The sequence below is a fragment of the Kaistia sp. SLG-1 genome (assembly GCF_059699055.1).
In genome coordinates this window covers 1,080,295-1,107,122 of the sequence record NZ_AP048544.1, presented here as the reverse complement: position 1 = coordinate 1,107,122, position 26,828 = coordinate 1,080,295, and the positions used below count along the sequence as shown (strand labels likewise).

Genomic DNA, 26,828 nt, shown 5'->3' with positions numbered 1-26,828 from the left:
GCAGTCGCAGGGGGCAGCGAATTTCACGCGTAGAGCTCGATTCTCGGACGGAGCGGGGAAGCTGGCGGGATTTCATCCCGGCCGGCCTGCTCCTGATCGTGAGCGTTCTGGCCATCTTCCTCGGCTCGATGACGGCGGATGCCGGCACGCCCGAGGTCGCGGTGGTGGCACCCCTCTGGGCCGACGCCGCCGAGACCGCGGAGATCATCGCCAGTTCGGGCGGCACGATCGTCGCCGGCGCCGGCCTTGCGAACGTCCTCATCGCCCGGTCCGACAATCCCGACTTCATCGCCAGGCTGTATCGGACGGGCGCGTGGCTCGTCCTCGATGCCGTCAAATTGCGCGGCTGCCTGCCCGCCTGATCCGATTTGTCCGCCAGACCAGACCTGCCCGCCGGGGCAGTACCTTTCAAGGATTGCACAATGGCCGAACTCGATAGACTGCGGCGCAATTTCGGCCTGTTCCTGGTGGTCCTGATCTGGGTGCATGTGCCGTTCATGGCGCTGGTCGCCGGGTCGATCGGCCGGAGCGTGATCGCGCCGACGCTGATCGCCGCGCTGCTGGCGGCCGCGCTGCAGATCTCGTGGCTGCTGCGCGGTCCGGCGCCGGTTACGCGCTATGTCTCGGCGGTCGCGCTGATGGGGCAGCCCGCCCTTCTCGTCTATCTGTTCGCCGGACATGCGTGGCAGATGGACATGCACATGTACTTCTTCGCCACGCTGGCGCTGGTGATCGGCTGGTGCGACTGGCGGCCCGTGGTCGTCGCGGCCGTCGCCGTCGCAGCCCACCACCTGATGCTGAACTTCGTGTTCCCCTATGCGGTGTTCCCCGCCGGCGCCGACCTGCCCCGCGTCTACCTGCACGCCTCGATCGTCGCGTTCCAGACGGCCGTCCTGGTCTGGCTCAGCATCACGCTGGTGGCGAGCTTCCGCCGGATCAAGGCGATGAGCGACGAGATCGTCAGCTACAACCGCACGCTCGAGGTCAAGACCCGCGAGGCCAATGCCGCCAGCATCGCCAAGAGCCTGTTCCTGGCCAATATGAGCCACGAGATCCGCACGCCGATGAACGCCATTCTCGGCTTCAGTCACCTGGCGCTGCGCACCGAGCTGACGCCGAAGCAGGCCGATTATGTCAGCAAGATCAAGGCGGCCAGCACCGCCCTGCTCGGCCTGATCAACGACATCCTCGACTTCTCCAAGATCGAGGCCGGCATGCTCACGCTGGAGAGCACCCATTTCGAGATCCGCGACACGATCGAGAACGCCACGGCGATCTCGGCGGTGAAGGCGGCCGAGAAGGGCGTCGAGATCCGCATCGTCGTCGACGACAGCGTGCCCGAGACGCTTCTCGGCGACGCGCTGCGGCTGAACCAGATCGTGCTCAACCTCGTCTCGAACGCGGTCAAGTTCACCGAGCGCGGCGGCGTCATCCTGTCGATCCGCGCGCTCGAGCGCCGGGATCCGGACCTCCTCCTCGAGATCTCCGTCCGCGATACCGGCATCGGCATGACGCCGGAGCAGCAGGCGAACCTCTTCCGCTCGTTCAGCCAGGCCGACAGCTCGACGACGCGCCGCTTCGGCGGCACCGGCCTTGGCCTCGCCATCAGCAAGCAGCTGGTCGAGCTGATGGGCGGCTCGATCCGCGTCGAAAGCCAGGCGGGCGCCGGCAGCACCTTCACCTTCACGGTGCGGATGCAGATCGGCGACGCCGAGATGCTCGCCAGCGCCGCCCATATCGAGGAACTGCGCGGGCTGCGCGTCCTCATCGTCGACGACAATCCCGCCTCGCGCGAGATCCTGCACAACCTGTTCGAAAGCTGGTCGGTGCAATCGGACCTCGTCGCCTCCGGCACCGAGGCGATCGCCTTCCTCGAGGCGGCGAACGAGCGCGGCACCAATTACGACCTGATGCTGATCGACTGGAAGATGCCCGGCATGGACGGCATCCAGGCGGTCGAGGCGATGCAGGCGAGCGAAAAGCTGACGAAGCTGCCGACGATCATGATGGTCAGCGCCTATGCCCGCGAGGAGGCGATGGCCGACGCGCGCGCGGCCGGCATTTCCGCCTTCCTCGTCAAGCCGATCGATCCCGCGCTACTCCTCACCCAGATCACGCAGTTCATCGGCAATGCGCGCGCGCCGGACGAAACCGTCGTTCCCGCGCTTCCAACGGTGCCGATGGTGGCGCCGGAACTGCGCGGCTCGCGCATCCTCCTGGCCGAGGACAACGAGATCAACAGCGAGGTCGCCTACGAGATCCTGAGCGACGGCGGCCTCGTCGTCGAGCTGGCCGCGAACGGCCGGATCGCCTGCGAGCTCGCGCTCGATCCCGGCCGCCGCTACGACGCGGTGCTGATGGACATCCAGATGCCGGAGATGGACGGCATCACGGCGACGCGCAAAATACGCGAGCGCATCCCCGCCGAAACCCTGCCGATCATCGCCATGACCGCTCATGCCTATGAGCAGGAACGCCAGAACTGCCTGAATGCCGGCATGAACGACCATGTCGCAAAGCCCGTCGATCCGGCCGCGCTGATGCGCACGCTGGAACGTTGGCTCAAGCCCGCCGCCACAGCATCGAGCCCCGCGGCCGTCGCGCCCGCCGCCACGCCGGCCGCGCCGCTCGCCTCGACCGAGCTGCCGCAGGAACTGCCGCCGTTCGACATCCCGGCGGCGCTCTCCCGCGTCAACGGCAAGTCCGCCCTGCTGCGCAAGCTGATCGTCAGTTTCGGCGCCAAATATCGCGGCTTCGCCGCGACGCTGCGCGAGGACATCGATGCAGGGGCGCTGGACGAGGCGCGCCGCCTCGCCCACACGCTGAAGGGCGTCGCCGGTTCGCTCGAACTGCGCAAGGTGGCCGAGGCCTCGCGCCAGCTGGAGGACGCATTGGCGCATCGCGAGCTGATGAACATCGACGATCTCGTCGAGCGGCTCGACCAGGCGCTGCAGCCGGCGCTCGCCGCGGCACGGTCGCTGCAGCCGGCCGAGACGGCCAGCGCGGCCGAGACGGTTAAGGCGGCCGAGCCCGAGACGCGGCTCGACGCCGCCGGGCGCGCCGAGGCGATCCGGCTTCTCGGCGAGCTTCGCCAGCAGCTCGGCGTGCGCAGCATGCGGGCCCGCAAGACCTTCGAAGCCCTGGAAACGACGCTTCGCGGCTCGGCCGAGGCGACATCGCTCGACGGGATCCGCGACCCGATCGCCCGGCTGGATTTCACCAACGCCCTGGCCGGGCTGGACGCCATCGAGCGTCGGTTTGACGACACCAAGGAAAAACTGAATTGAGCGAGCGGCCATCGATCCTCCTCGTCGATGACGAAGTCAGCAACATCGAGATCCTCAGCGCCGTGCTCGAGGAGGATCACGACATCTATTTCGCGACGTCCGGCGAGGAAGCGCTCGCGATCGCCCGCACCGCCCTCCCCGATCTCATCCTGCTCGACATCCTGATGCCGGGCACCGACGGCTATGACGTCTGCACCCAGATCAAGAACGATCCGCTGCTCGCCGACGTGCCGGTGATCTTCACCACGGCGCTCGGCGACCAGGAGGCCGAGGTGCGGGGGCTGGAACTCGGCGCCATCGACTACATCCACAAGCCGATCTCGCCGGTGGTCGTGCGCGCCCGCGTAAAGAACCATCTGGAGATGAAGCGGCTGCGCGACGACCTCGCCAGGCTGGCGGTGACGGACGCGCTCACCGGCCTCGGCAACCGCCGCCGGCTGGAACGGACGCTCAATGTCGAGACCGCCCGCCTCTCGCTCAGCGGCGGCCTGCTGTCGGTGATCATCCTCGACATCGACTTCTTCAAGCGCTTCAACGACCTCTACGGCCACACGGCCGGCGACCGCTGCCTGACCATGGTGGCGGCGGCGCTGAACCGGGCCGTGCGCCATGGCAGCGACCTGACGGTGCGCTATGGCGGCGAGGAGTTCGCCTGCGTGCTGCCGGAAGCCCGCTTCGAAGAGGCGATGGAGATCGCGCGCGGCATCCGCGAGCGGGTCGAGGCGCTGAACATCCCGCATTCCGGCTCCGAGGCGGCGCCGACCGTCTCGGTCTCGATCGGCGTCGCCACGGCGCCCTGCGTTCCGGGCGCGGCGCCGGAAGCGTGGATCCGGGCCGCCGACGAGCAGCTCTACATCGCCAAGGCCGCCGGCCGAAACATGGTCTCGGGCACGATCTTCGAGGTGCCGGTCGCGGCCACTGTCGATTAGGCGCCCCCTACCCGGCTAAGAAGTCGGGAGACAATCCCGGCCGCCTGTGCTTCGATCGGCGGCGGCCCGCACGAATCCCAGGGCGGGCGTCATTTCGGGAGGATGATCGTGGGAATTGCACTCGTCACCGGCGCTTCACGCGGGCTTGGCGCAGCGATCGCAAAGGGGCTCGGCGGCGCCGGCTGGACGGTCGCCGTCAACTTCGCACATGACGACATCGGCGCCGGCAGCGTCGTCGACGCCATCACCAGCGCCGGCGGACAGGCCGCGGCCTTCAAGTTCGACGTCACGGACAAGGCCAGCGTCCGCCACGGCATCGCCGAGATCACCCGCCAGCTCGGCCCGGTCGACCTCATCGTCAACAACGCCACCGGCCCGCAGCCGCTGATCCCGATCGAGGAACAGACCTGGGACGACCACCTCGACCAGCTGCGCTTCTTCGTCAAGGCGCCGCTGCTCCTGTTGCAGACGGTGCTGCCGGACTGGCGGACCCGGCGCGCCGGCCGCGTCATCAATATCGGCTCCGAAGTGGTCGACATGGGCAATCCGATCTTCGGCCACTACGTCGCCGCCAAGGCCGCCATGGTCGGGCTGACGCGCTCCTGGGCCCGCGAGCTCGGCCCGGAGAGCATCACGGTCAACCTCGTCGCGCCGGGCTTCATCCCGGTCGAGCGCCACGCCGACACGACGGTCGACGAGCTCGAGGACTATCGCCGCCTGGTGCCGCTCGGCCATCAGGGCGTGCCGGAGGACATCGCCGGCATCGTCGCCTTCCTCGCCTCGCCAGCCGCCGACTTCATCACCGGCCAGACCTTCGCGGTAAACGGCGGCCGCACACTCGCCTGAGGCCTGACGCGAGAATAAGCCGAGGCTCAAGCCTCGGCGCTTCTCTTGGAACCCTTGAGTTGTGCGGGGCCCGATGTCCATCATCCTGAGGAGGCTTGCGGCAGCAAGCCGTCTCGAAGGACGCACGACCTTGGGGCAAGATTTCAGCTGCACGACCGCTCTGCGTCCTTCGAGACGGCCCTTCAGGCCTCCTCAGGATGATGAGGACAGTGGGCTGCAAAGATTCTCCCTCAGGGAGAGGTGAAGAACGGAGTTTCCGCATGACGGCCGTATCCAGCGGAGCGTTCCGGCTGCGCAAGGCCGACCTCGCCGACCTACCGGCCGTCTACCGGGTCTGCCTGCGCACCGGCGACGCGGGGCAGGACGCCACGGCGCGCGAGGACGATCCCGACGCGCTCGGCCACATGTTCATCGGCCCCTATCTGGTGCTCGAGCCCGAGCTCGCCTTCGTGCTCGACGGCCCGGACGGCGTCGCCGGCTACATCATGGGCGCGCTCGACACGCCGGATTTCTATCGGCGCATGGAGCGAGACTGGCTGCCGGGCCTCAGGCAACGCATCCGCGATCCGGGAGCCGACGAGAGCCTCTGGCGCGGCAGCGACTGGGTGCGCCACCGCATCCACCATCCGCCCTACGCCTATCCGCCGGCGCTGCACGCCTTCCCCTCGCACGGACATATCGACTTCCTGCCCGAGGCGCGCGGCCAAGGCTGGGGCAAACGCGGCTTCCAGCATCTGATGGACGCGCTGGCGGCGGCCGGATCGCCGGGCATGCATCTCGACGTCCACCCGCAGAACGACCGCGCCATCGCCTTCTACGAAAAGCTCGGCTTCGCGGAGGTAGTGTCGGACGATTTGCCGGCGGGCAGCCTCACCATGGCGCGACGGTTCTAGGGATCGGCCTGCAGACGCGTTCCCTGGACCCTCCCTCGAGGCCCGGCTTCGCCTGATACCTCAGGATGATGCCTGAACCCTCCCCTTGAGGGAGGGTCAAGACCGCCTTCGGGCGGTCTTGGGGAGGGGTTGCTTCGTCGGATTTACCGCAAGCTACGCGAAGTGCCCCCTCCCGAAAACGCAAGAGCGTTTTCGACCTGAAAGAAGGACGTCTCCTCTTCCATCCGAACATGCGGCTAGACACTCAGGATGATGGTCGAGTGGAAACAGCGTCCGGAAAGCGCGCCTCACCCCCGCAGGCTCCGGAGATACGCCACCAGCTCGCCGCCGGACTGCTCGATCGGGCGGTCGTTGACGATCGTCAGGTCGGGATCGATCTCGCGCGCGCAGATCGCCTCGCGGGCGAGGCGGGCAGCGACGCCCTCTTCGGTCTCGCGGCCGCGCGCGATCAGGCGGGCCGCGAGGATCGCGTCCGGCGCGGAGATCGCCACCACGCGCACGGCGGGAAAGCGTTCGCGCGCGGCAGCAATCGCGCCGCGTGAAAAATTGCAGATGACGATGGCGCCGGCTGCGATCGCGTCGAGCGTCGCGGCGGGGAGCGCGTAGCCGAGGCCATGCGCGCGCCAGGAGACCGGGAAGCGACCGCTCTCGACGCCTCTGGCGAACGCCGCCTCGTCCAGCGTGTCATGATCCTCGAACGCATTCTCGCCGCGCGTGACGAGCCGGCGGACGAAGACGAAACCGTCCTCCTCCGCCAGCGCCGCCCTGGCGTGGCCGATCAGCGTGTCCTTGCCGACCCCGCTGGGGCCGACCACCGCGACGAGAACGCCCTGTCCCATCACCGCCTCACGAAACCCGCTGCCCTTCGCGCCAGACCTGGCGCACGATCGGCGTCGGGCTTTCGCCGCCGCTGACATGGACGCGGACGAGATCGGCGCGCAGGCCGGTCTCGATGGCGCCACGGTCGGTAAGGCCGGTGGTGCGCGCCGGCGTCAGCGTCACGGTGCGGATGGCAGTGGCAAGGTCGATGCCGGGAATCCGGCGCGGCAGTTCGAAGGCGGACATCAGGAGACTCGCAGGCACGTAATCCGACGACAGAATATCCAGAACGCCGGCGCGTGCGAGCTCTTCGGCTGCGACATTTCCGGAATGCGAGCCGCCACGCACCACATTCGGTCCGCCCATCATGACGCTGATGCCGGCCTGGTGCAGCGCTTCCGCCGCCTCGATCGTGGTGGGGAACTCGGCGAGGCCGACGCCGTTCTCGACGGCTTCCTCGGCATGCGCGATCGTTGCGTCGTCATGGCTCGCCAGCACCGCGCCGGTCTCGGCCGCGATCTCGACGAGGCGCAGCCGGTTCGGCCCGGCATTGTTGGCGTGCAGCGCCAGCCGATTGCCGACGAAGCGGTTCACTTCCTCGTCCGACATCGGCTTCTTGCGCATGTAGTAGCGCCGCCAGGTCTCGAGATCCTTGAACTGGCGCTGGCCGGGCGTGTGGTCCATCAGCGACATCATGTGGACGGGGTATTGCGCGGCATAGGCCTCGACATGCTCCAGCACGTCCTCGCAGGCAATCTCGCAACGCAGATGCGTGCGGTGATCGACGCGGAGATGGCCGGTCGCGCGCGCTTCCGCGATCGCGGCGGCAAGCTGCGCCAGATCGGTGCCGATCGAGGCGGAATCGGCGTCGGAGCCGGCACGGAGCGAGTCGAACACGGTGGTGATGCCGGCCGCGGCGATCTGCGCGTCATAGGCCATGACGGAAGAAAGCGCGTGCCAGCGCACATGCGGACGCGGCGCGAAATGCGCTTCCAGGTGATCCGTGTGCAGCTCGACGAGGCCGGGCACCAGCGTGTCGCCCTGGACGTCGAGGCCGCGCTCCGGCGCCTTGCCCTCGCCGATCTCGGCGATCCTGCCGCCGGCAATGGCGATCCAGCCGTTCTGCACCACCCGGTCGGGCAGGACGAGGCTGGCGTTCTCGATCAGGAATTCGGTCGGTTCGGTCATTTCGATCTCGTTTGCTTGCAGGCTCTTGCCGCTCAGGCCGCCCTGGAGGCGGCGAATTCCGTCACGTCGACGATGCGGTCGGCGACGTGATCGCGGACGTCCTCGTCGTGGAAGATGCCGATGATGGCGGTTCCCGCGCGCTTCTTCTCCTCGATCAGCCGCACGACGACGGCGCGGTTCGCCGCGTCGAGCGAGGCGGTCGGCTCGTCGAGGAGCAGGATCGGCCGGTCGGCGGCGAGGCCACGCGCGATGTTGACGCGCTGCTGCTCGCCGCCGGAGAAGGTCGCCGGCGGCAGGCTCCAGAGCCGCTCCGGCACGTTCAGGAGCGTCAGGAGCCGCTCGGCCCGGCTCCAAGCCTCGGCCCGGCCGACGCCGCTGTCGGTCGCAGCACCCGCGACGATGTCGAGCGCCGAGACGCGGGGAATGACGCGCAGGAACTGGCTGACATAGCCCATCACCGATCCGCGCAGCGCCAGGATGCGGCGCGGCTCGGCGGTGGCGACATCGACGAGTTCGTCACCGTCGCGAACGAGGATGCGACCGTGATCGCAGCGGTAGTTGCCGTAGATCATCTTGAGGATCGACGATTTGCCGGCGCCGGAGGGGCCGCCCAGCACGACGCATTCGCCGGGCTCGACCTTGAAGGAGACGTTGTCGACGACGCTGATCCTAAGACCGTCGCGCAGATGCAGGGTGAAGGCCTTGGAGACGCCTTCGAGGCTGACGAGATTCTGGGTCATGCTGCGAGCACCGAGGAGACGAGAAGCTGGGTGTAGGCCTCGCGCGGATCGTCCAGCACCTGGTCGGTGAGGCCGGTCTCGATCACCCGGCCCTGCCGCATCACCATGATCCGGTGCGACAGCAGGCGGGCGACGGCGAGGTCGTGCGTGACGATGATGACCGCGAGGCCGAGCTCGGCGACGAGGCCGCGGATCAGGTCGAGCAGGCGCGCCTGTACCGAGACGTCGAGGCTGGACGTCGGCTCGTCCATGAAGACGAGGCGCGGATGGGTGACGAGGTTGCGGGCGATCTGCAGGCGCTGCCGCATGCCGCCGGAGAAGCTCTTCGGCAAATCGTCGATCCGCTCCGGCTCGATCTCGACGCGGCCGAGCCAGTCGCTCGCCGTGTCGCGGATGCGGCCATAGTGCCGGCCGCCGACCGCCATCAGCCGCTCGCCGACATTGCCGCCGGCCGAGACGCCCATGCGCAGGCCGTCGCGCGCGTCCTGGCGGACGAAGCCCCAGTCGGTACGGAGCAGGAAGCGGCGATCAGCCTCCGAGAGATCGAACAGGTTCCGCGTCTCGCCATCGCGCATGCGGTAGTGCACGGCGCCGGCGGTGGGTGCGAGTTCGGTCGCGAGCAGGCCGAGCAAAGTCGACTTGCCGGAACCGGATTCGCCGACCACGGCGAGCACCTCGCCCTCGTAGAGATCGAAGTTCACATCCCGGCAGCCGAGCCGCTGGCCGTAATGCTTGCCGAGACCGCGCGCGGAAAGCAGCGGCTTGTCGTTCAGATTGGCCGTCATGATGCGGCTCCGTCAATGAGTTCAACCTGAAGGGCGCGATCGCCGACCACCGGCTCCAGCCTGAAGCTGAAGCCGTATTTCTCGAAGCCGAGGCTCTCGTAGAAGGCGTGCGCCCGGGTCGACTTGATGTTGGAGGAAAGCGCGACCTTGTAGGCGCCCTTCTCCTCGGCCAGCCGGAAGGCCTGCCGGATCATGGCGCGGCCGATGCCCGCGCCCTGGTGGCCGTTGGCGACGACGACGTTCTCGACCAGCGCCGAGCTCATGCCCCAATGCGCGAGATTGTCGATCACCATCAGCGAGAAGGTGCCGACGATCTCGCCATCGATCTCGGCGCAATAGGCGGCGAAATCGGGATAGGTCGCCATGCGGGCGAGCGTCGCCTGCGCCACTTCGAGCGTGGTGACGCGGCCATTGTTGAAATCCGGCTGCGCATAGAGCGCGAGCAGGGCCGGCAGATCGGCTTCGGTCGCCTTGCGGACGGAGACTTCGGTCATCATGCCGCCTCCCCGGAGAGTTCGCCGCGATGACCCTCGGCCCGGCGCTCCTCGCAGAAGTCGGAGTCCGAGCAGACGAACATCCGCCCGCCGCGATCGTCGAGCACGACTTCGTCGAGATAGACATTGGTCGCGGCGCAGAGCGCGCAGGGCTTGTCGAAGCGCTGCACCTCGAACGGATGATCCTCGAAATCGAGGCTGCGCACCTTGGTGAAGGGCGGCACGGCATAGATGCGCTTCTCGCGGCCGGCGCCGAACAATTGCAGCGCCTCCGACATGTGCATCTTCGGATTGTCGAACTTCGGCGTCGGCGACGGGTTCATCACATAGCGATCCGCGACCTCGACCGGATAGTCGTAGGTGGTGGCGATGTGGCCGTGCCGGGCGATGTCCTCGTAGAGCTTCACATGCATCAGCCCGTAATCGGCCAGCGCATGCAGCTTTCGCGTTTCGGTCTCGCGCGGCTCCAGGAAGCGCAGCGGTTCCGGGATCGGCACCTGGTAGACGATCGTCTGCTTTTCCGTCAGCCGCTGCTCCGGGATGCGGTGGCGCGTCTGGATGATGGTCGCGGCCTTCGTCTCCGTCGTCGTCGCGACGCCGGCGGTCTTGGCAAAGAACTTGCGGATCGAGACGGCGTTGGTGGTGTCGTCCGAGCCCTGGTCGATCACCTTCAGCACGTCGGCCGGGCCGATGATCGCCGCCGTCACCTGCACGCCGCCGGTGCCCCAGCCATAGGGCATCGGCATTTCGCGGCTGGCAAACGGCACCTGATAGCCAGGGATCGCGATCCCCTTCAGGATTGCGCGGCGGATCATCCGCTTGGTCTGCTCGTCGAGATAGGCGAAGTTGTAGCCGCTCGCCTGCGGCGCTGCCACGGCGCTCATTCCGCCGCCTCCTTCAGCTCTTGCTGGCGCGCTTCGTATTCGGCGCGCATCTTGCGGACGAGCCCGAGCTCGGCCTGGAAATCGACATAGTGCGGCAGCTTCAGATGCTCGACGAAGCCGGTCGCCTGGACGTTGTCGCAATGCGACAGCACGAATTCCTCGTCCTGCGCCGGGGCGGTGACATCCTCGCCGAACTCGCGGGTGCGGAGCGCCCGGTCGACCAGCGACATCGACATCGCCTTGCGCTCGCTCTGGCCGAAGACGAGGCCGTAGCCCCTTGTGAACTGCGGCGGCAGCGCGGCGGAGCCGCGGAACTGGTTGACCATTTGGCACTCAGTCAGCGCCACGGGGCCGAGCGGCACGGCGAAGCCGAGCTCCTCCGGCACGAATTCGGCCATCACCTCGCCGAAGCGGATCTCGCCGACGAAGGGATGGGTGCGGCCATAGCCGCGCTGGGTCGAATAGCCGAGCGCCAGCAGGAAACCCTCGTCACCACGCGCCAGCGCCTGCAGGCGCAGGTCGCGATCGACCGGGAAGTCGAGCGGCGCGCGGGTCAGATCCCCGACTTCCGCGTCGTCGGCGCGAAACTCCTGCTCGATCAGGCCTTCGCCGTCGAGCAGATCCGTCACGCGCGGGGAGGCTTCCAGTTCGGTCGCGACCTCGGCGGGCGCCGGCGGCGTGACGCCGGCGGCGAGCAGGAAGTCGATCAGGCGGTGCGTATAGTCGAAAGTCGGGCCCAGCACCTGCCCGCCGGGCAGGTCCTTGAAGGTCGCGGAGATGCGGCGCTCGATCGCCATCGCGCCGGTCTCGACCGGCTCGGCATGGCCGAAGCGTGGCAGCGTGGTGCGGAAGGCGCGGACGAGGAAGATCGCCTCGATCAGGTCGCCGCGCGCCTGCTTGATGGCGAGCGCGGCCAGCGCCGGGTCGTAGAGCGAACCTTCGGCCATGACGCGGTCGACGGCGAGCGCCAGCTGGCTCTCGATCTGGTCGGGCGAGAGGTCGGGGATCGAGACGGGGCCGCGACGCTCATGCGCCAGCAGCGCATGCGCGTTGTCGATCGCCTGCTCGCCACCCTTGACGGCGACATACATGATCAGACCTCCGAAACGAGGGTCGTGCGCGGCAGCGCGGCGACCTGGCGGCTTGAAGTGAAGACGAGATCGACGCCGCGCGGGAACTGCGCCCGGTTGGCGGCGAGCTGGGCGGCAAAATCGGCCGGCACCGGCGCGAGCCCGATGCGGGCGCGGTCGCGGATACCGGGGCCGGCGAGCTCCAACGCGCCCTCGGGCACGATCGCGTCGGCGGCGACGACGATCGTCGTCGAGCGATCCGGATATTCATCCGAGCCTTGCGCGAAATCGGCGAGGCGCGGCATGGCGGCGACATCCGTGACCAGCGCGAAGGCGGCCTCGGACGGATCCGCGACGATGCGGGCGCCGGTGTGGAAGCGGAGATAGTCAACGACGGCCTTCGACGCCGCGAGCGGACTATCGAGCCAGAGCGTCGTCTCGTGATCGACGAGCGTCAGCGCTGTTGCCGCGAGCTCGGGCGTCAGCGGCGACGGCGCGTCGACGGCGGCCGGGAACGGCTGGACCGAGCCCGGACGCGCCAGCGCGTCCATCAGGGCGTGGAAATGCGCCTGCGCCTCGATGACGGGATCGGAGAAGCCGGCAGTGATGACGGGGGCGGACATCAATCCTCTCCGCGAACCATGGTGAAGAAATTGACGCGGGTCGCGGCGACGCGGCGGGCCTTGGCGGCGGCCTCGTCGGCGATGCGCGCGCGGATCGGCGACAGCGCTGCCTCGACGGCGGCGCGCTCCGGACCCTGCCAGAGCGCGTCCAGAATGGCGGCGGTGCGCGCCTTGGCGGCGTCGCGGCCGAGTTGGTAGGCGAAGCCGGTGCGGCCATCTTCCAGACGGACCGCCGCCCGCGTCACCGTCGCCTCGCCGAGATTGAAGGGACGGCCGTCGCCGCCCATCCGGCCGCGCAGCATGACGAGGCCGGATTCCGTGCCGCGCAGGTCGCTTGCCGCAGGGACCGGACCGAGCGAGGCCAGCGCCTGCTCGAGTTCGGCCGGAGAGGCGCCGGTCAAGGTCGCCATGGCGGCCTGCCGGGCCGCGATCTCGGATTCGGGGATCGGCTGCGCGCCGCTCGCTTGTTGTGGCATGATCCAATCCATCAAAAGCTTCTCATCGGATTTGTCTAATGATATAGACAACTCCATGAATAGGTCCAGTGACGATTTGATGACGGATACAGTGCGCCCGAGCGGCGACAGCAGCGTGACGGAAGTGGCGCGGGGACGCGGCATCGCCGCCTGGCGGCAGATTGCCGACGAGATCGAGGCCGACATCCGGGCCGGCCGGCTCGGCCCCGGCATGCAATTGCCGACCGAGAGCCAGCTGGCCGCCCGTTTCGCCGTCAACCGGCACACGGTGCGGCGCAGCCTCGCGGAGCTCGCGGCGCGCGGGCTGGTTCGGGCAACGCAGGGGCGCGGCACCTTCGTCGAGGACCGGCCGATCCCCTACCCGATCGGCGCGCGCACGCGCTTTTCCGAAAACGTCTCGCGCGCCGGTCGCGAGGCCGGCGGCAAACTTCTTGACGCCTATCCGACCTCGGCCGATCGCCAGGTCGCCGCCGCCCTCGGAATCGACGAGGGCGCGCCAGTGGTGCGGATGGATACGGTTCGATACGCCGATGGCACGCCGATCTCGCTCGGCAGCGCCTATTTCCCGCTGCCCCGCTTTTCCGGCCTGATCGAGGCCTACCGGTCGTTCGATACCTTGACCGCGGCGCTGGAAGCCTGCGGCGTCGCCGACTACCGCCGGCACGAGACGCGTATCTCGGCCCGCCCCGCCGGCGCCGAGGAGGCCACCCGGCTCGACCTCGCGCCCGGCCGGCTGCTGCTGACCGTCGACAGCATCAATGTCGATATCGAGGGCCAGCCGATCCAGTTCACCCGCGCGGCGTTTTCCGCCGACCGGACGGAGCTGGTGATCGGGAGCTGAGGCTTGGGGTGTTCGTGCGTGCTTCGAGACGCCGCTCTTCGAGCGGCTCCTCAGCATGTTGGGGTTGGAAGGCCATCTCTAGAAAGCGCTGAGGCCTGCGACTGGCCAAGACCCGTCAGCAGACCTCAATCCAACATGCTGAGGAGCCCGCGCAGCGGGCGTCTCGAAGCACGCACGGCTTGAACCCTCCCCTTGAGGGAGGGTCAAAACTGGCGGGAGCCAGTTTTGGGGAGGGGTTGCCTTCTGAAACGGCGCAGCCCCCTCCCGAAAACGCAAAGGCGTTTTCGACCTCCCCTCAAGGGGGGAGGTCCAAGAAGGAGCCTCAGACGATCTTCGACTTGCCGATCACCGCCAGGCGGAGCTTCGACGAGATGAAGTCGATCACAGCGACGGTGACGAGGATCATCAGGATCAGGAAGGCGACCTGCTGCAGCTCGAGCACGCGGATCAGCTCGGTCAGATAGGCGCCGACGCCGCCGGCGCCGACAATGCCGATGATGGTGGCCGAGCGGGTGTTCGATTCGAAGAAATAGAGGATCTGGCTGGCGATCACCGGCAGCACCTGCGGCACCAGGCCGAAGCGCACCTGATGCGCCTTGTTGCCGCCAGACGCCGCGATGCCCTCGGTCGCCTTGCCGTCGGTCGATTCGATCGCTTCGGAGAACAGTTTGCCGAGCGCGCCGAAATCGGCGCAGGCGATCGCCAGCACGCCGGCGAACGGGCCGAGGCCGACGACGTTGATCCACATCAGCGCCCAGATCAGCGTGTCGACCGAGCGGAAGACGTCAAACGTCCGGCGCATGCCGAAATGCACGAAGATGTTCGGGATGACGTTCTTGGCCGCCAGGAACGCCACCGGGAAGGCGAGGATCGCCGCCGTCAGCGTGCCGAGGAAGGCGATCGCCAGCGTCTCGCCGAGCGCGATGGCGAAGGCGCCGAAGCGGCCCTCGGGCGCCGGCGGCATCATCAGGACGGCGAACTGGCCGAGCCGGTGCAGGCCGTTCCAGATCCGCACCAGCGAGAAATCGAGCCAGACCATGGCGCCGAGCGCCAGCAGGACGGCTGCAAGCGGCAGGCCGATGGCGAGCGCCCGCTTCGATCCCGACGCGGCGAAGGCGGCGGGGTGGCGGGCCTTGAGGCCGTCGATATCGGCCAGCGCCGCCGAGCGGATCGCCCGGTTGCCGGGCGAAAGGGTGGTGGATGCGGTAATCGTGGATGCTGAAGTCATCGCATGCGCTCCATGCCGATCAGCCGATGGCGGACCTGCTCCGTGCCGAGATCGATCAGGATCACGGTGACGATGATCATCAGCAGGATGGCGCTGACGTCGGTGTAGTAGAAATTGCGGATGGCGATCAGGAACTCCTGGCCGATGCCGCCGGCCCCGACGAAGCCCATGACGCCGGCGCCGCGCACATTGATCTCGAAGCGCAGCAGGCCGTAGGAAGCAAATCCGGAAGAGACCTGCGGCAGCACGGCGAAGCGGACGATCTGCAGCCACGAGGCGCCGGTCGCCGAAAGCCCCTCGACGGGCTTCATGTCGATGTTCTCGACTACCTCGGCGAACAATTTGCCGAGCGCGCCGACGGTGTGGATCGTCAGCGCCAGCACGCCCGCCATCGGGCCGAGGCCGAAGGCGATGACGAAGATCAGCGCGAAGACGATGTCGGGAACGGTGCGGCAGAATTCGAGGAAGCGCCGGGCGATGAACCGCGTCGTCTTGTTGCGGACGAGGTTGGCGGCGGCGAAGAAGCAGAGGCAGAAGGCGAGGATGCCGCCCATGAAGGTGCCGAGATAGGCGATCAGGATCGTCTCGATCAAGAGGCGGAACCAGCCGCCGAAATTCCAGTACCAGGCGCGGATGTCGGCGAAGAAATTGTCGAAGGTGATCGTCGGCAGGGTGCGGACGATATAGCTGCCGAAATTGCCGATATTGGCGACGAGCTTGGCGGGCTTCACGCCGGCCATCTGCGCGCTGATGACGATCAGCACCACCAGCACGGCGAGGACGGCGAGCGTCTTCATCCGCTTGGCGGATACGGCGCGGGAATAGGCCCGGCTGAGCGCGGTCGCCTGCTGGTCGGGAAGCTTTGCAATGGCGGTCGCCAAGAGCCGTCTCCGCTTTTCTTCATCCGCCCCAGGGGACGAACGACCGCCACTTGCGGCCGGTTACGAAAAAGGCGGCCGGATGAACCGGCCGCCTCTCGAAAGGCTAGAAGAGGCTCAGGAGCCCTTCTTGCGCTGCTCGTCGTTGAACTTGACCATGTCGATGATCGGCTGGAGAGCGGCCGGCTCGATCGCGACGAATTCCTTGTCCTTGCCGTCCGACAGGCCGGCGAAGCCCTTCGGGTCGTTCTTCGGCATGTCGAGGAAGGCCTGCTTGATCTGGGCCTTCAGGTCAGCCGGCAGCGTCGACAGCACCGAGAACGGGCCCTCGGGGAGGAAGTCCGACTTGAAGACGATGCGGAAGTCTTCCTTCGTCATCGGCTTGCCGTCGGCATTCTTGAGGATGCCCTTGGAGATCATGCGGGTCAGGTTGGAATCGTTTTCCGAGTTCCAGGAATTGGCGGCGGCGTCGACGGTGCCCTGGGCCAGAGCCAGCACGGCGTTGTCATGGCTGCCGGCGAAGATCGCCTTGCCGAAGAACGTATCGACGTCCTTGCCGTCGCGATGCAGGAAGAAGCGCGGTGCGTTGTTGCCGGAGGTCGAGTTGGAATCGACCAGGGCGAGCGTCTTGCCCTTCAGGTCGTCGATCGACTTGTACGGGCCGTTGGCCAGCGTGTAGATGACCGAATAATAGCCGGTGGCGTCGTTCGAATGACGCGGCACGACGACCGGTTCGACCTCGACGCCGGTCAGCACGGCGCGGGCGTAGGAAGCCGGGCCGTACATGGCGATCTGGGCGTTGCCGGCGCGCTGCGCCTCGATGACGGCGGCGTAGTCGGTGGCGACGGCCAGCTTGACCGGAACGCCGAGCTGCTTGCCGAGATAGTCGGCCAGCGGCTGGTAGCGATCGGTGGTGGTCGAGGCGTTCTCGGCCGGGATGACGGCGATCGTCAGCTCGGGATACTCGGCCTTCCAGTCGGCGAAGGCGGGCGAAGCGACACCGGCCAGCGCGAGGCCAGCAACGGCGGCGCCGATAAGGGTGCGACGGTTCAACATCGGTATTCTCCAGGTGTTGGTCGGTAGGTGTTGGTATGGCGGTGCCGGTGCGGCACCGATCTGGATGCGATCAGGCCGCGACGGCGACGCCGGGCAGTCCGGCCGGCAGTGTCGCCGGCTCGAAATCGAGAAGTTCCTCGGCCTCCAGGCCGTAGAGGTCGCGGGCGACGTCCTCGGTCAGCTCCGCCGGCACGCCGTCGAACACGACGCGGCCGGCCGACATGCCGATCAGCCGGTCGCAATAGGTGCGGGCGAGATCGAGCGAATGCAGATTGCACATGACCGTGATGCCGTAGTGCCGGTTGATGCGCAGCAGCGCGTCCATCACGACCTTGGTATTGCGCGGATCGAGCGAGGCGATCGGCTCGTCGGCGAGGATGATTTCGGGCTCCTGCACCAGCGCGCGGGCGATGGCGACGCGCTGCTGCTGGCCGCCGGAGAGGCTGTCGGCGCGCTGGGCGGCGAGCTGGGCGATATCGAACTGCTCCAGCGCCGAGAGCGCCACGGCGCGATCCTCGTCCTTCCAGAGCTGCAGCATGGAGCGGGGGGCCGAAACCGTATTGAGGCGGCCCATCAGCACATTGGTCAGAACGTCGAGGCGGCCGACCAGATTGAACTGCTGGAAGATCATGGCGCAGCGGGCACGCCAGTCGCGCAGCGCCTTGCCCTTCAGCTTGGTGACGTCGACATCGCCGAAGCGGATCGAGCCGTCCGTCGGGTCGACGAGGCGGTTGATCATGCGCAGGAGCGTCGACTTGCCGGCACCGGACCGACCAATGACGCCGACGAAGCTTCCCGACCCGATCGTCAGACTGACGTCGCTGACGGCAGCCTTGTGATTATAGTGTCGTGCAACGCCGTCCAGAACCAACATGTCATGATCTCCCGATTGGGCGGATCATGCAATTTCGAAGCAAAACTTTTGTGACGGAGTTTTCCACTTGGAAGCGAACCGGCACAACACGACAACTCAAGCATAAATCGGCTTCGCCGGCTTAGTCATCGCAACGTCATCCACATTCTCCACCTTCGCCGCAACCAACTGACAATGGAGAATTCGCGATGCAACTCGGCCCGACGCCGGCCCTTCACGCGACCGCGCATGTCGAGCGGTCGACGCTCGGGCGCTATACGGAAGTGGGCGCCCGCACGTCGCTGATCGAGACGACGATGGGCGACTATTCCTACATCTCGCCCGATGGCGACGTCATCTATTCGACGATCGGCAAGTTCTGCTCGATCGCGGCCGCTGTCCGCATCAATCCCGGCAACCATCCGCAATGGCGCGCCAGCCAGTCCCACTTCACCTATCGCGCGTCAAAGTATTTCGACGGCGAAGCGGACGAGGCCGAGTTCTTCGACTGGCGACGGTCGACGCCCTGCGCCATCGGCCATGACGTCTGGATCGGCCATGGCGTCACGGTTCTCGCCGGCGTCTCGATCGGCACCGGCGCGATCATCGGCTCGGGCGCGGTCGTCGCCAAGGATGTCGGCCCCTACGAGATCGCCGTCGGCGTCGCCGCGAAGACGGTCAAGCGCCGCTTCCCGGTCGCGATCGCCGACCGGCTGATGGCGCTTTCGTGGTGGGACTGGGACCACGAGCAGCTCCGCCACGCCCTGCCGGATTTCCGCGCCCTTTCGATCGAAGCGTTCCTGGAAAAATACGAGGGCTAGGCGCCCTCGCCGCCGATCACCGCGTTGATGGTCCTGGCCGCTTCCTGCGCCGCGGCCAGAACGTCGGCGATCGGGCGGCGGCTATAGCTGGTCGCGACATAGGGGACGGTCAGCGCGGCGACGATGCGGCCGTCGCGGGACAGGATCGGGAAGACCAGATCCGTGATGCCCGGCTGCAGGCTGTCCGGCTCCTCCTCGAAGCCGCGCTCGCGGATCGCGGCGAGGCGGGCCGGCATCGTCGCCCGCACCGCCGCATCCTGACCTTCGAGCCAAGGCAGAACCCGCTCCTCCGGCTCAAACGCCATCAGAAGCCGCCCCGTCGCGCTCTCGAACAGCGGGAAGGTCGCCCCAGCGCGCACGCGAAACCCGAAGGCGCTGGGGCTGTCGATCTGGGCGATGACGACGACGCGGCCGGCGTCATGGATGCTCAGATTGCAGGATTGGCCGATCGCCTCGCTCAGGCCCCGCATCGCCGGCAGCGCCATGTCGATCAGGCCGCGCATCGGCTCCTGCCGGTGGGCGAGCTCGAACATCATCATGGAGAGGAAATAGAGGCCGGACGGGCGGGCGCGGAACAGGTAGCCGCGCCGCTCCAGCGTCACCAGAGTGCGGTAGATCTGGTTGATCGAGCGATCGACCGCCGCCGCGACCTCGCCGAGCGTCATCCCCTCGCGGCTGCCGGCCAGCAGCTCGAGGATATCGAGCGCCTTGTCGAGCGCCGGCACGCCGTAGTTCGGGCCTTCGCCAGTCGCCTCGACCGCCATCGGCTTGCTCCATTCCTCGCTCCGCGCGGCCCACGCGACGCCCGGAACCATCGGCTTCTACAGGTCGACGCCCATCTCCGCCACCATGCGGCGGGCGATCGTCTCGTTGATGTCGGCGGGGACGGGCTGCGCGCCCGCAACCAGCGCCGTCCGGCCGGCGTCGGCGACGCGCGCCAGCGACAGGGCCTGCAGCATGAAGCCGATATCCATGGACTCGATCGAATTGCCCTTCGGCTCGCGGCCGGCGAGGTTGAACATGCGCCCGTCCGCGACGAGCACGACGTGGCGGCCGTCGGCCAACTCGATCCGTTCCAGCGAGTCGTCGACGAGTTCGGTGACGCGCGCCTGCCGGCGCAGCGCCGCAACGTCGATCTCCCACGGGAAATGGCCGGAATTGGCGAGGATCGCGCCGGAGCGCATTTTCGCGATCGCGGCCTCGCCGATGACGCCCGCGCGGCCGGTCGCCGTGATGAACACCTCGCCCCAGGGCGCGAGCTGGTCGATCGTGCCGCCGCGATAGCCGTCGAGCGCCGCCTCCAGCGCCTTGATCGGATCCGTCTCGACCACGGCGACGCGGCCGCCCAGCGCATCCAGATATTGCGCGATGCCGCGCCCGCACCAGCCATAGCCGACGACGACGAAACGGCGGCCGGGGATCATCAGATTGGTGATCCGCATGAAGCTCTCGACGATCGACTGGCCGACCGCGTGGCGGTTCTCGGCGATCTGCTTCAGCGGGCTGTCGTTGATGACGATGACCGGGAACGGCACCTTGCCGGCGAGTTCGTCGCGCAGCCGGTCGCCGCCCGAGGTGGTCTCCTCTGTGCCGCCCCGGATCGAGCCTTCCGTGCCCGCCTCGATCGCCAGCGCCGCGAGGTCGGCGCCATTGTCGAGCAGGATATCGGGCTTCGCCGCGACGACGCTCCGGACATTCTTCAGGTGCCGCTGCAGATCGTCGTCGCGCTTGCCGAACAGGTTCATGCCCTGCGCCTTCAGCACGGCGACGATGTCGTCCTGGGTCGAGCCGTGATTGCCGGTGCCGACTATGTCGGCGCCACCGGCCTTCAAGACTTCGAGCAGCACCGCCGTCTTCGGCTCCAGATGCAGCGACACGCCGATGGAGAGGCCGGCGAAAGGCTTCTCGCGCTCGAAATCGGCGCGCACGCCGGCGAGCAGCCGCATCCGCGACCGGATCCAGTCGATCCGCTTGCCGCCCCGCTCGATCAGGTCCGTTTCCACCAGAGTCGCCACTGCCATGTTCCGATCTCCGCATTTTCTTATGCAAAAATCTTTTTCATATTTGTCGAGATGGAGTCAAGACGGCCCTCACCCCAACCTCTCCCGCTGGCGGGAGAGGGAGCGCGTCGGACCCAGTCCAGCGGGTTCGCTGTGTCAGACAGAAGCGAGCGCAAGCGAAAAAGCCCTCTCCCGCTGGCGGGAGAGGGTTGGGTGAGGGTCTTCGTGTGTGAGGGTTTGCTAGAAGGGGCTCAGCCGCGCGGACCAAAAAGGTCGATCACCTCCAGCGAGGGGCTGCGATTGAAAGTGTGCAGGCCGAGATTGTCGCCCCAGGGCAGTGCGGTCGCAGAGAGCGTCTGCGCATAGGCCCCCGGCGTCAGCGACCGGATCTCGGCGAAACCGAGGGCCGCGCCATAGAGCCCGTCGCAATTCTGCACCGGCCGCACCAGCCGCCCGCCGACATCGAGGATGCGGCCGGCCGGTCGCGCGGCGTGAAGATCGACCAACACCGGATTGCCGGGATGCGGCTGCCACGGACCGAAGGGCGACGGGGCGTGGAAGAGCGACAGCGCGTCCCAGCTCGACGTCCAGCGCTCGCGCGAGGCAGCGAACATCCACCAACTGTCGCCGATCTTCTGCAAGGTCGCGTCGCCGAGATCGACATTTTCCAGCAGCACGGAATGCAGCGTCCAGTGATCCGGGAACGGATCGGCGCGGTAGAGCTCGACGGTGCGGCGGGATGAGGTTTCGGGGATCATCCAGATCGCGCCGTCATGCTCGAACAGGAACGGATAAGAGAGATGGCAATCCGTCTCCAGCACGATGCGCGGCGTCTCGACCCTGCCGGCCGCATCGATCTCGGCCAGCGAGATGACGCCCTTGCCGGTCGCATAGGGAAACTCCTCGACGAAGAGGAAGCGCCGGCCGTCCTGCTCCCAGAGGAAGGGATCGGCGTAGAAGCGCGCGCCGTCGTCGGCGAGGCGGCGGAAGCCGCTGGGACCGATCACCGGCAGCGCTTCGGAGGTGTCGGCCCGTTCGCGCCAGGCGACATACCAGTTCGGCGCGCGGCCGAGCTGGCGCTCGATCCGGCTCTTGATGCGGGCGGCGAGCATCGCCGTGAAGAAGCCGGCCGCCGACCGGCGCGGCGCGGCGGGCGCCGACGCGGGCGCGAGGCTGCCGGGCGGAATGCCCTCGGCCAGTCGTGCCGCCTGATGCACGACCATGTGCGCGGCGCGGCCGAGCAGCATGCCGAGCGCGGCCGTGGCGCTGCGCGGACTCTCGACCGCCGGCCGCCACGCCGACAGGATGCGCTCTCTCCCCGCCGTCACGAGAACCGTCTCGAACAGCGGCGCGCGCTCGTCGAGCACGGCGGCGAGCGCCCCGGCCTCGATGGGGCCACCGTCGCAGCGAAGCGTCAGCACGGGCACGGCGCTGGAGCCGTCGCCGCAGAGGTCGATCAGAAGTTCCGGCGCGACGCCATCGGCCTCCGGCACGCCGAGATCGGACCAGGCAACCCCGACTTCGAGCGCGTCGTGTGTGGCGCCGTAGAGCGTGCGTTCCAGCAAGAACAGCGTCGCGGCGCCCTGGGGCAACGGCGCGGTCGACCGTCCCTGCTCGACCCGGACCGCGCAGCCCGGAAGCGTCGACAGCCGGGCGACGATCTCGCGCTGCCAGCCGCGCAGGTCCATCGGGTCGAGCCGGATATCGATCCGCATGTCATCTCTCTCCTTGGCGCGGCGCGCATCAGGCTTTACGCCTCGGAGGGGAACGATTCCGGGCGGGCGGGACGGACAGGCTAATGGCAAAGCGTAAGTATCTCTTTTACACGCGATCGCTCGCCGGCGGCGGCGGGGCCGAACGCGTCTGGGCGCTGCTCGCCTCGCATTTCGCGTCGGATGGCAACGACGTCATCCTCGCCGTCGACGGCGCCGGCGATCCGTCCGTCCCGCTCGACCCGTCCGTCCGCGTCGAAGTGCTCCCCGCCGGCAACCGCGCGCAGATCACGGCGCTGGCGGGCCTGCTCCGCCGCTTCCGGCCGGATGTCGCGCTGTCAGCCCTTTCCGGCAACGCCACCAAGCTGGCGCTGGCAAAGCTCTGGGCGCGCTCGTCCGTGCCGCTGGTCGTCTCGTTCCACGGCTTCGAGGAATACCGCACCGGCAAATTGAGCGCCGCCGCCTATTACGGCATGCCGATCCTGACCAAATCCTGCAGCCGGATCGTCTGCGTCTCCGACACGCTGAAGGCGGTGATGATCGAGCGCTGGGGCGCGGAAGCCGACAAGACGGTGCGGATCTACAATCCCGTGCCGCTCGCCCCCGCCGAGATCGACGCCGCCACGCTCGCGGCGCGGCCGCCGGAGGTCGTCGCCGTCGGCCGGCTGTCGCCCGAAAAGGGTTTTGGCGACCTGATCGCCGCCTTCGCCCTGGTGGCGAACCGCGACGCGATGCTGACGATTGCCGGCGAGGGACCGGAGCGCGGCAAGCTCGAAGCCGAGATCGGCGCGCTCGGGCTCGCCGGCCGCGTCCATCTCGCCGGCTTCACCGATCCCGCCCCGCTCTATGCCCGCGCCCGGCTCTGCGCGATCCCGTCGCGCACCGAGGCGTTCGGCATGGTGGCGGTCGAGGCGCTGGCAGCCGGCCTGCCGGTTGTCGCGACGCGTTGCGCCGGGCCGCGCGAGATCCTCGACGGCGGCCGCTTCGGCACGCTGGTTCCGGTCGGCGATGCGCCAGCGATGGCGCAGGGCATCGACGCGGCGCTGGCGGCCCCCGGCGATCCAGCGCCGCGCATCGACCGCGCTCAAGCTTTTTCCAGCGAAGCCGGCTTCGCCGCCTGGGCGAGGCTGCTCGACGAGATCGCCCGGAAGGGCTGATCAGGCTCGGGCCAACTCGCGGTGCCGCTCGAACAGCTTCGGCATCTGCACCTTGGTCGAATAGGGAACCGCCTTGGCGCGGATCACCGCTGGGTCGAGGCGACCCGACCGGATGTCGTCGAAGAGCTTCAAGAAGCCCGCCGTCATCTGCTCGGCCGAAGCCTCGGGATCAGCGGGGCGCTCGACCAGGAAGCCGCTCTCGCCCGCGACAATGAGCGGATCGAACTGCGGCAGGCGGATCGCGCCGACGGGGCGGCCGGTCGAGAGCAATTCCAGCAGATAGCAGGGCATGCCCTCGAAGAACGAGGTCAGCACGCCGGCATGGCACCGGCGCATGATCGCCGCCACGCCGTCGGAGTTCTGGAAGCCGTGCCGCACCGTGAACGGCTCGATGGCGGCGAACTCCGCGAAGCGGTGGGGATCGCTGGTGCCGATATAGTGGAACTCGAACCGCCCCGCGCGCGCCTGATGCAGGCGGCGCATGGTCTCGAACATCAAAGGCGGGTCCTTGAAGGTATCGAGGCGGCCGGCGAAGACGATGCGGAAGACGTCATCCTGCGGGAACGGCGCCAAGGCGAAGCGGTCCATGTCGACCGAGACGGTCAGGAGCTCCGACTTCGCCACGAATTGCGGCATCACCTTCTTGAAGCGCTCGATGATGTTCTGGTTGACGCAGACGATGCGGCTGGCGAGGCGGAGCGCGATGCGCTCGTTGACGGCGTTGATGTACCAGAAGCGCTTGATCAGCGAATCCATCTGGTCCTTGCGACTGCCCTCGCCATGCACGAGCTGCACGACAGGCCTGCCGAGCATCCGCCCGATCGGCGCGAATTCGAAGCGCTGCAATTCCGTCGTCGCCTGCGGCGCGGCGCCGAGCCTGCGGATCGTCGGCAGATAGCGCAGCGCGCCGAGCGCGAAGCGCAGCGTCACCGACTGCCATAGCTTCTTGGCGGCGCCGTGGATTTCCTGGTCGGGAATGTGCACGACGGGCAGGAAGTCGATCGTGTGGTCGCCGACCGGCAGCTTCACCACCTTGCCGAGCTCGAGGTCGCCGCGCTCGTCGACGCCGACAAGCAGGACGGAGAAGTCGGGCGGGTGGCGCTCGAACATCAGCCGCACATGCGTTTCGATGCCGCCGACCTTGAAGCCGCGCGGATCGATCGGATGCAGCATGGTCAGCCGATGCACCATTCCCTTCCCCCAGCTCCCTCAGCCGCGCCCATTCGAACGCCTGTCGGGCCCTTTTATCAGGTAGCCGATATAGTAGGCCATCGAGCGCGCATAGCGCATGCCGAGCCGGCGCGGTTCCTGGAGAAAGCGCCAGACCCATTCGGTGCCGGTGCGCTGGAACAGGATCGGCGCGCGCTTGCTGTGGCCGGAAATGAAATCGAGCGCCGCGCCGATGCAGACATAGATGACGCCGGCCGGATGCCTGGTGGCGGCATGGGCGAAGAGCTCCTGCTTCGGCGCGCCGAGCGCGACGAAGCAGATGCCGGCGCCGGATGCCTCGATCCGCGCGGCCGCAGCTTTCGCCGCCTCGCCCTCGGGATCGAAGCCGCGCGGCGGCGATTCCGAGCCGGCGATGACGAGACCGGGAATGTCGGCGACGAGCTTCGCGGCGGCCTCGTCGCGGATGGCGTCCGAGGTGCCGAAGAGATGCACGGAGATGCCGGCGCCGGCGGCGGCGCGGCAGAGCGGCAGGACGAGATCGGCTCCGGTCACCCGGTCCACGGATGCCCCCTGCCGGCGCGCGATCTTCACCACCGGCGCACCGTCGGCGCTGACATAGGTCGCGGCGTCATAGGCGGCGCGGAAGCCGGCGTCCTCGCGCAGCTTGACGAGATGATCGAGATTGAGCGTGAAGACGGTGCCACCATGCCCGGCGCGCGCATCGGCGAGGATGCGGGCGATCAGCTCGGCCTCGGTGCCGATGTTGACGCGGCCGTCGCCGATCCGGACCAGATCGGCCGGCGCATCCGGCCGGCGGCCATCGCGCTCTCGCATTGCCATGAGCTGCCTCAAACTCCCACGTCTCGGCCCGGCGGCCGCGTGCCAGCGCCGCCCGAAAGGGCCGTCGCATCGACTTGCCGGTTATCGATATAGCTGAGAAGGTTAAAAAGACCGGAACCGGAGTAACGCTGGGTGACCCGTTGAAGCCATCTCGCCGCGAGCTTCTGCGCGCCAGCGCCCTTCTGGCCGCGCTTCCCCTTAGCGGGAGGCCGGCAACGGCGGCGGCGGATATCACGCTCGGCGCGGCGGCCCGGCGCGCCGGCATCCATTTCGGCACCTCGATCGCCGCCGACACGCTGCTGAACCCGGCCCAGGCGGCGCTCTATCGCCGCGAGGCGCGGATCTTCACCGTCGACTGGGCCTTGATGTTCGCCTATCTGCGGCCGCAGGCAGACCAGTTCCGCCCGAACGGCGCCGAGGCGATCCTCGCCTTTGCGGGGGCGACCGGCGTTCCCGTGCACGGCCATGCGCTCGCCTGGAACGAAAGCCGACCCGACTGGCTGATGAAGCTCTCGAAGGCGGAGAAGCGGAAGGCGCTCGACCGCCATATCGACGAGACGGTCGGCCATTTCGCCGGCAGGCTGCCGTCCTGGAACGTCGTCAACGAGCCGTTCTGGCCGGGCCATGGCCGGCCCGGCGATTTTCGCAACGGCCCCTGGCTGCAAGCGTTCGGCTCCGGCTATGTCGAGCGCGCCTTCAAGCGGGCGCAGGTCGCCGACCCAAAGGCCCGGCTCGTGCTCAACGAGGCGATGACCGAGGTCTGGAGCGAGGACGGCGCGAGGATCCGGCAGGGCCTGCTCCGGCTGGTCGACACGCTGCAGGATTCGGGCGTCCGGCTCGATGCCGTCGGCCTGCAGGGGCATCTGCAGCCCGGCCGGCCCTTCGACGACGCCGGCTTCGCGGATTTCCTGCACGAGATCGCCGAGCGGAAGGTCGAGATCTGGATCACCGAACTCGACGTCGACGACACGCCGTTCCCGGATGACGTCCGCCTGCGCGACGCCGCCGTCGCCGCCCGCTACCGCGATTTTCTCGGCGCGGTTCTCGCGGTGCCGGCGGTATCGACGGTGATCACCTGGCAATTGGCGGATTCCGCGAGCTGGTACGATCACGCGGCGCGCGAGGAGGATCCGGGCGCCGCCCGCCTGCCGCGTCCCCTGCCCTTCGACGAACAATTCCAGCCGAAGCCCGCCTTCGACGCGATGGTCGCGGCGTTTGGCGCAGCGACGAAGGAATGA

The 26,828-nt window shown here is 68.0% G+C and carries 27 protein-coding genes; 9 read left to right on the top strand and 18 right to left on the bottom strand.

From position 1 onward, the window contains the following. Positions 1–98 precede the first annotated feature (98 nt). From AC6HZP_RS04920 to AC6HZP_RS04900, 5 genes are all read left to right on the top strand, one after another. On the top strand, positions 99–362 hold the full coding sequence (locus tag AC6HZP_RS04920; protein ID WP_497525630.1) for a hypothetical protein: 264 nt from the start codon (positions 99–101) through the stop codon (positions 360–362). A gap of 60 nt (positions 363–422) precedes the next feature. Further along, complete coding sequence (locus AC6HZP_RS04915) at positions 423–3,287, top strand: hybrid sensor histidine kinase/response regulator (RefSeq protein ID WP_497525629.1); 2,865 nt, start codon at positions 423–425, stop codon at positions 3,285–3,287. Then, positions 3,284–4,216: a diguanylate cyclase gene (locus AC6HZP_RS04910; protein WP_497525628.1), complete on the top strand. Its 933-nt coding sequence runs from the start codon at positions 3,284–3,286 to the stop codon at positions 4,214–4,216. Before AC6HZP_RS04915 ends, AC6HZP_RS04910 begins: the two co-directional genes overlap by 4 nt. Positions 4,217–4,318: 102 nt before the next feature. After that, complete coding sequence (locus AC6HZP_RS04905; RefSeq protein WP_497525627.1) at positions 4,319–5,062, top strand: SDR family oxidoreductase; 744 nt, start codon at positions 4,319–4,321, stop codon at positions 5,060–5,062. 260 nt (positions 5,063–5,322) lie between these two features. Next, positions 5,323–5,955, top strand: a complete 633-nt coding sequence (locus AC6HZP_RS04900; RefSeq protein ID WP_497525626.1) for a GNAT family N-acetyltransferase — start codon at positions 5,323–5,325, stop codon at positions 5,953–5,955. A 287-nt stretch (positions 5,956–6,242) separates the two neighbouring features. On the opposite strand, the gene phnN is transcribed toward AC6HZP_RS04900, so the two are convergent. Genes phnN through phnG form a run of 9 tightly spaced genes read right to left on the bottom strand, consistent with a single transcriptional unit; the run spans position 6,243 to position 13,034 of the window. Beyond that, positions 6,243–6,794, bottom strand: a complete 552-nt coding sequence (gene phnN, locus AC6HZP_RS04895; RefSeq protein WP_497525625.1) for a phosphonate metabolism protein/1,5-bisphosphokinase (PRPP-forming) PhnN — start codon at positions 6,792–6,794, stop codon at positions 6,243–6,245. 7 nt (positions 6,795–6,801) lie between these two features. Beyond that, complete coding sequence (locus AC6HZP_RS04890; protein ID WP_497525624.1) at positions 6,802–7,962, bottom strand: alpha-D-ribose 1-methylphosphonate 5-triphosphate diphosphatase; 1,161 nt, start codon at positions 7,960–7,962, stop codon at positions 6,802–6,804. Positions 7,963–7,994: 32 nt separating this feature from the next. After that, entirely contained in the window at positions 7,995–8,702 is a 708-nt protein-coding gene (gene phnL, locus AC6HZP_RS04885) for a phosphonate C-P lyase system protein PhnL (RefSeq protein WP_497525623.1), read from the bottom strand. Beyond that, positions 8,699–9,487 carry a phosphonate C-P lyase system protein PhnK gene (gene phnK / locus AC6HZP_RS04880; protein ID WP_201402511.1) on the bottom strand — a complete coding sequence of 263 codons (789 nt, stop codon included), beginning with the start codon at positions 9,485–9,487 and terminating at the stop codon, positions 8,699–8,701. Before phnK ends, phnL begins: the two co-directional genes overlap by 4 nt. Beyond that, positions 9,484–9,984, bottom strand: coding sequence for a GNAT family N-acetyltransferase (locus tag AC6HZP_RS04875; RefSeq protein ID WP_497525622.1), 501 nt, complete (start codon positions 9,982–9,984; stop codon positions 9,484–9,486). The genes phnK and AC6HZP_RS04875 overlap by 4 nt, the downstream gene beginning before the upstream one ends. After that, on the bottom strand, positions 9,981–10,865 hold the full coding sequence (locus AC6HZP_RS04870) for an alpha-D-ribose 1-methylphosphonate 5-phosphate C-P-lyase PhnJ (protein ID WP_497525621.1): 885 nt from the start codon (positions 10,863–10,865) through the stop codon (positions 9,981–9,983). The genes AC6HZP_RS04875 and AC6HZP_RS04870 overlap by 4 nt, the downstream gene beginning before the upstream one ends. Next, on the bottom strand, positions 10,862–11,956 hold the full coding sequence (locus tag AC6HZP_RS04865; RefSeq protein ID WP_497525620.1) for a carbon-phosphorus lyase complex subunit: 1,095 nt from the start codon (positions 11,954–11,956) through the stop codon (positions 10,862–10,864). Before AC6HZP_RS04865 ends, AC6HZP_RS04870 begins: the two co-directional genes overlap by 4 nt. A gap of 2 nt (positions 11,957–11,958) precedes the next feature. Beyond that, positions 11,959–12,558, bottom strand: coding sequence for a phosphonate C-P lyase system protein PhnH (gene phnH, locus AC6HZP_RS04860; protein WP_497525619.1), 600 nt, complete (start codon positions 12,556–12,558; stop codon positions 11,959–11,961). Beyond that, entirely contained in the window at positions 12,558–13,034 is a 477-nt protein-coding gene (gene phnG / locus AC6HZP_RS04855) for a phosphonate C-P lyase system protein PhnG (protein ID WP_497525618.1), read from the bottom strand. Before phnG ends, phnH begins: the two co-directional genes overlap by 1 nt. A 79-nt stretch (positions 13,035–13,113) precedes the next feature. Here phnG and phnF point away from each other — a divergent pair, with 79 nt between their 5' ends. Continuing rightward, complete coding sequence (gene phnF, locus AC6HZP_RS04850) at positions 13,114–13,875, top strand: phosphonate metabolism transcriptional regulator PhnF (protein WP_497525617.1); 762 nt, start codon at positions 13,114–13,116, stop codon at positions 13,873–13,875. Between the two features lie 322 nt (positions 13,876–14,197). On the opposite strand, the gene phnE (AC6HZP_RS04845) is transcribed toward phnF, so the two are convergent. From phnE (AC6HZP_RS04845) to phnC, 4 genes are all read right to left on the bottom strand, one after another. Then, entirely contained in the window at positions 14,198–15,103 is a 906-nt protein-coding gene (gene phnE, locus AC6HZP_RS04845) for a phosphonate ABC transporter, permease protein PhnE (RefSeq protein WP_497525616.1), read from the bottom strand. Beyond that, the gene (gene phnE / locus AC6HZP_RS04840) at positions 15,100–15,984 is read right to left on the bottom strand and encodes a phosphonate ABC transporter, permease protein PhnE (protein ID WP_497525615.1); all 885 of its coding nucleotides are present in this window, start codon (positions 15,982–15,984) and stop codon (positions 15,100–15,102) included. The genes phnE (AC6HZP_RS04845) and phnE (AC6HZP_RS04840) overlap by 4 nt, the downstream gene beginning before the upstream one ends. Before the next feature lie 114 nt (positions 15,985–16,098). Further along, positions 16,099–17,037: a phosphonate ABC transporter substrate-binding protein gene (gene phnD / locus AC6HZP_RS04835; RefSeq protein ID WP_497525614.1), complete on the bottom strand. Its 939-nt coding sequence runs from the start codon at positions 17,035–17,037 to the stop codon at positions 16,099–16,101. Positions 17,038–17,107: 70 nt separating this feature from the next. Then, positions 17,108–17,911 (bottom strand): phosphonate ABC transporter ATP-binding protein, encoded by an 804-nt coding sequence (phnC, locus tag AC6HZP_RS04830; protein WP_201402502.1) that lies wholly within the window; start codon positions 17,909–17,911, stop codon positions 17,108–17,110. A 188-nt stretch (positions 17,912–18,099) separates the two neighbouring features. On the opposite strand from phnC, the gene AC6HZP_RS04825 reads away from it, so the two are divergent. Then, the gene (locus AC6HZP_RS04825) at positions 18,100–18,711 is read left to right on the top strand and encodes an LbetaH domain-containing protein (RefSeq protein WP_497525613.1); all 612 of its coding nucleotides are present in this window, start codon (positions 18,100–18,102) and stop codon (positions 18,709–18,711) included. Here the strand turns inward: AC6HZP_RS04825 and AC6HZP_RS04820 are convergent. The 3 genes from AC6HZP_RS04820 to AC6HZP_RS04810 all read right to left on the bottom strand — a co-directional run bounded on the left by AC6HZP_RS04820 (position 18,708) and on the right by AC6HZP_RS04810 (position 22,426). Further along, the gene (locus AC6HZP_RS04820; protein WP_497525612.1) at positions 18,708–19,475 is read right to left on the bottom strand and encodes an IclR family transcriptional regulator; all 768 of its coding nucleotides are present in this window, start codon (positions 19,473–19,475) and stop codon (positions 18,708–18,710) included. The genes AC6HZP_RS04825 and AC6HZP_RS04820 overlap by 4 nt on opposite strands. Positions 19,476–19,532: 57 nt before the next feature. Next, positions 19,533–20,732, bottom strand: coding sequence for an adenosylhomocysteinase (locus AC6HZP_RS04815; protein WP_497525611.1), 1,200 nt, complete (start codon positions 20,730–20,732; stop codon positions 19,533–19,535). A gap of 230 nt (positions 20,733–20,962) precedes the next feature. Next, positions 20,963–22,426, bottom strand: a complete 1,464-nt coding sequence (locus tag AC6HZP_RS04810; RefSeq protein ID WP_497525610.1) for a glucosamine inositolphosphorylceramide transferase family protein — start codon at positions 22,424–22,426, stop codon at positions 20,963–20,965. Positions 22,427–22,509: 83 nt separating this feature from the next. Here AC6HZP_RS04810 and AC6HZP_RS04805 point away from each other — a divergent pair, with 83 nt between their 5' ends. Beyond that, entirely contained in the window at positions 22,510–23,580 is a 1,071-nt protein-coding gene (locus tag AC6HZP_RS04805) for a glycosyltransferase (RefSeq protein ID WP_497525609.1), read from the top strand. Here AC6HZP_RS04805 and AC6HZP_RS04800 read toward each other — a convergent pair whose 3' ends face one another. Together AC6HZP_RS04800 and AC6HZP_RS04795 are read right to left on the bottom strand one after the other, a co-directional pair. Next, positions 23,581–24,771 carry a glycosyltransferase gene (locus AC6HZP_RS04800; protein ID WP_497525608.1) on the bottom strand — a complete coding sequence of 397 codons (1,191 nt, stop codon included), beginning with the start codon at positions 24,769–24,771 and terminating at the stop codon, positions 23,581–23,583. Between the two features lie 18 nt (positions 24,772–24,789). Next, complete coding sequence (locus AC6HZP_RS04795; protein ID WP_497525607.1) at positions 24,790–25,590, bottom strand: WecB/TagA/CpsF family glycosyltransferase; 801 nt, start codon at positions 25,588–25,590, stop codon at positions 24,790–24,792. Positions 25,591–25,730: 140 nt separating this feature from the next. Between AC6HZP_RS04795 and AC6HZP_RS04790 the strand changes: the two genes are divergently transcribed. After that, positions 25,731–26,828, top strand: a complete 1,098-nt coding sequence (locus AC6HZP_RS04790) for an endo-1,4-beta-xylanase (protein WP_497525606.1) — start codon at positions 25,731–25,733, stop codon at positions 26,826–26,828.

Bases quoted from the DNA above. Each gene is read 5' to 3' on its own strand.
- AC6HZP_RS04890 (WP_497525624.1), bottom strand. From the start codon at position 7,962: ATGACCGAACCGACCGAATTCCTGATCGAGAACGCCAGCCTCGTCCTG.
- AC6HZP_RS04800 (WP_497525608.1), bottom strand. From the start codon at position 24,771: ATGGTGCATCGGCTGACCATGCTGCATCCGATCGATCCGCGCGGCTTC.
- AC6HZP_RS04795 (WP_497525607.1), bottom strand. From the start codon at position 25,590: ATGGCAATGCGAGAGCGCGATGGCCGCCGGCCGGATGCGCCGGCCGAT.
- AC6HZP_RS04905 (WP_497525627.1), top strand. From the start codon at position 4,319: ATGATCGTGGGAATTGCACTCGTCACCGGCGCTTCACGCGGGCTTGGC.
- phnN (WP_497525625.1), bottom strand. From the start codon at position 6,794: ATGGGACAGGGCGTTCTCGTCGCGGTGGTCGGCCCCAGCGGGGTCGGC.
- phnC (WP_201402502.1), bottom strand. From the start codon at position 17,911: ATGTTGGTTCTGGACGGCGTTGCACGACACTATAATCACAAGGCTGCC.
- AC6HZP_RS04870 (WP_497525621.1), bottom strand. From the start codon at position 10,865: ATGAGCGCCGTGGCAGCGCCGCAGGCGAGCGGCTACAACTTCGCCTAT.
- phnG (WP_497525618.1), bottom strand. From the start codon at position 13,034: ATGCCACAACAAGCGAGCGGCGCGCAGCCGATCCCCGAATCCGAGATC.
- AC6HZP_RS04820 (WP_497525612.1), bottom strand. From the start codon at position 19,475: ATGGCGGTCGAGGCGACTGGCGAAGGCCCGAACTACGGCGTGCCGGCG.
- AC6HZP_RS04865 (WP_497525620.1), bottom strand. From the start codon at position 11,956: ATGTATGTCGCCGTCAAGGGTGGCGAGCAGGCGATCGACAACGCGCAT.
- AC6HZP_RS04875 (WP_497525622.1), bottom strand. From the start codon at position 9,984: ATGATGACCGAAGTCTCCGTCCGCAAGGCGACCGAAGCCGATCTGCCG.
- phnD (WP_497525614.1), bottom strand. From the start codon at position 17,037: ATGTTGAACCGTCGCACCCTTATCGGCGCCGCCGTTGCTGGCCTCGCG.
- phnL (WP_497525623.1), bottom strand. From the start codon at position 8,702: ATGACCCAGAATCTCGTCAGCCTCGAAGGCGTCTCCAAGGCCTTCACC.
- AC6HZP_RS04810 (WP_497525610.1), bottom strand. From the start codon at position 22,426: ATGCGGATCGATATCCGGCTCGACCCGATGGACCTGCGCGGCTGGCAG.
- phnH (WP_497525619.1), bottom strand. From the start codon at position 12,558: ATGTCCGCCCCCGTCATCACTGCCGGCTTCTCCGATCCCGTCATCGAG.
- AC6HZP_RS04805 (WP_497525609.1), top strand. From the start codon at position 22,510: ATGGCAAAGCGTAAGTATCTCTTTTACACGCGATCGCTCGCCGGCGGC.
- AC6HZP_RS04815 (WP_497525611.1), bottom strand. From the start codon at position 20,732: ATGGCAGTGGCGACTCTGGTGGAAACGGACCTGATCGAGCGGGGCGGC.
- phnK (WP_201402511.1), bottom strand. From the start codon at position 9,487: ATGACGGCCAATCTGAACGACAAGCCGCTGCTTTCCGCGCGCGGTCTC.
- AC6HZP_RS04825 (WP_497525613.1), top strand. From the start codon at position 18,100: ATGCAACTCGGCCCGACGCCGGCCCTTCACGCGACCGCGCATGTCGAG.
- phnE (WP_497525616.1), bottom strand. From the start codon at position 15,103: ATGACTTCAGCATCCACGATTACCGCATCCACCACCCTTTCGCCCGGC.
- AC6HZP_RS04900 (WP_497525626.1), top strand. From the start codon at position 5,323: ATGACGGCCGTATCCAGCGGAGCGTTCCGGCTGCGCAAGGCCGACCTC.
- AC6HZP_RS04915 (WP_497525629.1), top strand. From the start codon at position 423: ATGGCCGAACTCGATAGACTGCGGCGCAATTTCGGCCTGTTCCTGGTG.
- phnF (WP_497525617.1), top strand. From the start codon at position 13,114: ATGACGGATACAGTGCGCCCGAGCGGCGACAGCAGCGTGACGGAAGTG.